The organism is Variovorax sp. 01T439_2, assembly GCF_056398445.1.
On the sequence record NZ_JBFTPJ010000560.1, the window covers coordinates 1 to 3,948 of the forward strand.

Genomic DNA, 3,948 nt, shown 5'->3' on the forward strand with positions numbered 1-3,948 from the left:
ATCCGCAGCCCCTCGGCGGTGCCGTTCTCGACATGAAGCGCGAAGCGCATCGCCGGACCTTCGACCAGGATCTCGATCGCCAGCTTCGCCGTTGCCCGATCGAAGCCCATCTGCGCACCCTTCCAGGCCGCCGCGGCATCGCGGGCCGCGAGTGAAGCCATCTCCACCTTGAGGCCGCGGCCGACGGACTGGGAATGCACCCCGATCGCATGGCGCCCTTCCAGATGCACTTGCAGGCCCGGCACCGCGACGAGTCCCTCGCCAAGCCGCAGCTCGCCCGAGAGCGATGTGCGGCCCAGCAGCAGGCGCGCCTGTTGCGTCAGGCCCTGGCCGGGTCCGCGCCGGCCCTGGCGCAGCATCGATTCGGCAAAGGTCTTCAGTTGCAACTTGCCGCGCTCGGAAACCCAGGGGCCCAGCAAGGCCCCGCGGTGCTCGAACACCACGCCCGCGAGGGGCGCCGCGGCGAACTGGTACAGGTAGCTGCGACCGTTGGGCGCATCGACGTAGATGCCCATCCGGCTCACGCCCATGCGCGAGTCGGGCCCGACATGTTCGACCGTCGCATCGTTGAAGTCGAGCTGGCCGTGGCGAATGGGCACCGTGACATCGGCATCGAACAGCAGGTGCGCGTCGGTGATCTGGCCGCGGACCGTGCCTTCCGCCTCGTTGAGCGGCGCAAGGCGCCACGCGTCGGCGGCAGCCTGGCCGGCCACGGTGGGTGTTGCCGCCGACGCGTCCACGCCTTGGCCCGCCTCGCGGATCTTCTGGATCTGCGGCGGCAGCACCAACGGGCCATGCAGCTTCAATCCCGAGCACTCGGCCTTGTCCGCCTGGACGGACACCAGCCGCGGCACGCCGGCCTCGGTGCGCAGCCGGGCCACCAGTTCGTGCACATCGATGCGGTCGATTTCAAGGACGAACGGATCCGACGCAAGCCGCAGCGCCATCGCCTCGAACCGCCGGACCCGGAGTTCGATGCCGCCGTCCGGCATGGATTGCCACGTCACGCCCTCGAGCGTGCAGCGATTGCGCCCGGCATCGCCGGACGCCCCGAGTTCCGATCCGAGTGCGAGTTCGATGAGGGAGGCCGCGAGCGAGACGGTCATGGCCTCTTTCTACCAGAGCGCCACGAATGCCCCGCTGCTACCGCACGCGGGGGCCAGCCCCCTGCAGGCTGCTGCGCAGCGCCAGCTTGCGCACGATGGTCGAGAACGCGCGCGTGGCCGCGGCGTCGCGCGCCACCGGCGACCACAGCATGCCGGGCGTGCGCACGGGCGTGGGGCTTTCGAGCCGGATGACGACCAGCCCCGAGAGCGGGTTGACCACGTTCGCGGCCACGATGGACGCGAGCTGCGTCTTGGCGACGAGGTCCATCATCGGCGCCAGCGTGTTGATCTCGGCCACCACGTGCGGCTGCGCGCCGCAGGAGCGAAAGCATTCGTCGAGCATCTGGCGCGTGGCAAAGCTGGCCGGCAGCAGCACCATCGACAGGCGGTGCAGCTCCACCATGCGCACGCGCTTGCGCCGCGCAAGCGCGTGCTTCTTCGCCACCACCAGCACCATCTCCTCGTTGTAGAGCGGCTCGAACTGCAGCGGCCCGGGCGCGCTCGGCCGGTAGGCGATGCCCAGGTCCAGCGTGCCCTGCTGCAGGCGCGCGGCGATCTGGTCGGCGGACAGCTCCTCGACCACCACCTTCACGCGCGGATGCCGCGCCTGGAAGCTCGCGATGCAGTCGGGGATGAAGCCGAGGTTGAAGGTGTGCGTGGAGCCCACGCGCAGCTCGCCCGCCACCTCGGAGCTGTCCTGGCGCAGCGCGCCCAGCCCCAGGTCGATCTCGTGCAGGGCCTTGGTGCAGTAGTGCAGGAACTCGTCGCCGGCATCGGTCAGGCTCACGCGCTTGCCGATGCGGTCGAACAGCGCAACGCCGATCTCTTCTTCGAGCTGCTTGATCTGGTGCGACAGCGTCGACTGCGTCACATGCAGGCGCTCGGCCGCGCGCGTGAAGTTCAGCGAGCCCGACAGGGCGATGAAGTAGCGCAGGTGCCTGAGTTCCATGGCGTTCCTCGGGAGCAATGATCGATGGCATCGATGCTAACGATGGAAAACAATCATTTTCGGAATTCGCGCGTGCAACCTAAAGTTTCTCCGGCCCCACCACAACAACAGGAGACTCCCCGGTGCAAAAAGTCCTCAGCGGCATCAAGGTGCTGGAACAAGGCACGTTCATCACCGGACCGGCCGCCGGCATGTTTCTCGCGGACCTGGGTGCCGAGGTGGTCAAGATCGAGCAGCCCGGCGCGGGCGATCCGTTCCGCGCCTTTCGCGGCGGCCTCTACAGCCCGCACTTCCAGACCTACAACCGAAACAAGCGCAGCGTCACGCTCAACCCGAAGCTGCCCGAGGATGCGGCCGTGTTCGACGAGCTGGTGAAGGACGCCGACGTCTACATCCAGAATTTCCGCCCCGGTGCGGCCGAGCGGCTGGGCGCCGGCGAGGCGCGGCTGCGGGCGCTCAATCCGCGGCTCGTGTATTGCGCGATCAGCGGCTTCGGGCAGACCGGCCCCGCGGCAGGGCGCCCCGCCTACGACACGGTGGCTCAGGCCGCCAGCGCCTTCCTCAAGCTGCTCGTGAACCCGGCCAATCCGCGCGTGGTCGGCCCCGCCCTGGCCGATGCCATGACCGGCTTCTACGCCGCCTACGGCGTGCTCGGCGCGCTGGTCGAACGGGGCCGCACCGGACGCGGGCGCGCGGTCGAGGTGTCGATGCTGGAGGCCATGTGCCACTTCAACCTCGACGCCTTCACGCACTACTTTTCCGAGAGCGAGGTCATGGGCCCGTTCAGCCGGCCGAGCGTCTCGCAGTCCTACGTGCTGGAGTGCGCGGACGGCCTGTGGATCGCGCTGCACATGTCCTCGCCCGAGAAGTTCTGGCAGGGCCTGGCCAATGCCATCGAGCGCCCTCGCCTGTTCGCGGACCCGCGCTTCGCCACGCGCGAGGCGCGCATCGCGCACCAGGAAGACCTGATCGCGCTGCTCGGCGGGCTGTTCCGCCAGCAGACCCGCGCGGCGTGGTGCGCGCGGCTCGAGGCCGAGGACGTACCGCATGCGCCCATGTACGACACGCGCGAGGCCATGGAAGACCCGCAGGCCCGGCACCTGCAGCTGCAGGTGAGCGCGCCGCACCCCGAGGGCGGCGAGTGGCACACCATCCGCTCGCCCGTGAGCTTCGACGGCGAGCGTGCGCTCGAGGTGACGGCGCCGCCCATGCTCGGCGCCGACAACGCGGCCATCGTCGATCCGATCCGCCAGCGCCTGGGGCAGCCGCCCAACGCCGCGCGCTGACCCCGCGCGGCCTTCCAGACATAACGAGCCAGGAGACAAGACAACCATGACCCCATCGAACGAAAGCGAGCTGACGCAGACCGTGCTGCAGAGCCTCAAGGGAACGCGCGACGCGCGCTTCCTGCAGCTGATGCARTCGCTGATCACGCACCTGCATGCCTTCATCCGCGAGGTGGACCTGAAGCCCGACGAATGGATGCAGGGCATCGAGTTCCTGACGGCCACGGGCCAGACCTGCACCGACAAGCGCCAGGAGTTCATCCTGCTGTCGGACACGCTGGGCGCCTCGATGATGGTCGTGATCCTGGACCAGCTGCGCGCCGCCGCCGGCAAGCGCGGCCGGGCCGAGGCCAGCGAAGCCACGCAGGCCACCGAGCTCACCGAGGCCACGCACGCCACCGTGCAGGGCCCCTTCTACTGGGAGGGCGCGCCCGACCTGCCGCTCGGCGCCGACGTGGCCCAGGGCGCCCGCGGCGAGCCGACCTTCTACAGCGGCCGCGTCACCGACACCCACGGCCAGCCGCTCCAGGGTGCGCTGCTCGACATCTGGTCGGGCGACGGCGAAGGCGTGTACGACATGCAGCTCGAAGGCGCCGCGATGCAGGCG

Annotated in this window: 4 protein-coding genes; 2 read left to right on the forward strand and 2 right to left on the reverse strand. The window is 69.4% G+C overall.

The genetic code is table 11. The features are described 5' to 3' along the window. Together AC1DOC_RS23185 and AC1DOC_RS23190 are read right to left on the reverse strand one after the other, a co-directional pair. Window positions 1–1,106 (reverse strand): hypothetical protein (locus AC1DOC_RS23185; RefSeq protein ID WP_478130567.1); only part of this gene is annotated, 1,106 nt, incomplete at its 3' end. Between the two features lie 37 nt (window positions 1,107–1,143). Then, window positions 1,144–2,055, reverse strand: a complete 912-nt coding sequence (locus tag AC1DOC_RS23190; protein WP_478080086.1) for a LysR substrate-binding domain-containing protein — start codon at window positions 2,053–2,055, stop codon at window positions 1,144–1,146. A gap of 122 nt (window positions 2,056–2,177) precedes the next feature. Here AC1DOC_RS23190 and AC1DOC_RS23195 point away from each other — a divergent pair, with 122 nt between their 5' ends. Together AC1DOC_RS23195 and AC1DOC_RS23200 are read left to right on the forward strand one after the other, a co-directional pair. Further along, on the forward strand, window positions 2,178–3,341 hold the full coding sequence (locus AC1DOC_RS23195) for a CaiB/BaiF CoA transferase family protein (protein WP_478080085.1): 1,164 nt from the start codon (window positions 2,178–2,180) through the stop codon (window positions 3,339–3,341). Between the two features lie 46 nt (window positions 3,342–3,387). Then, window positions 3,388–3,948, forward strand: a 561-nt coding sequence (locus AC1DOC_RS23200) for a dioxygenase (RefSeq protein WP_478130568.1), incomplete at its 3' end; no start/stop codon positions are given.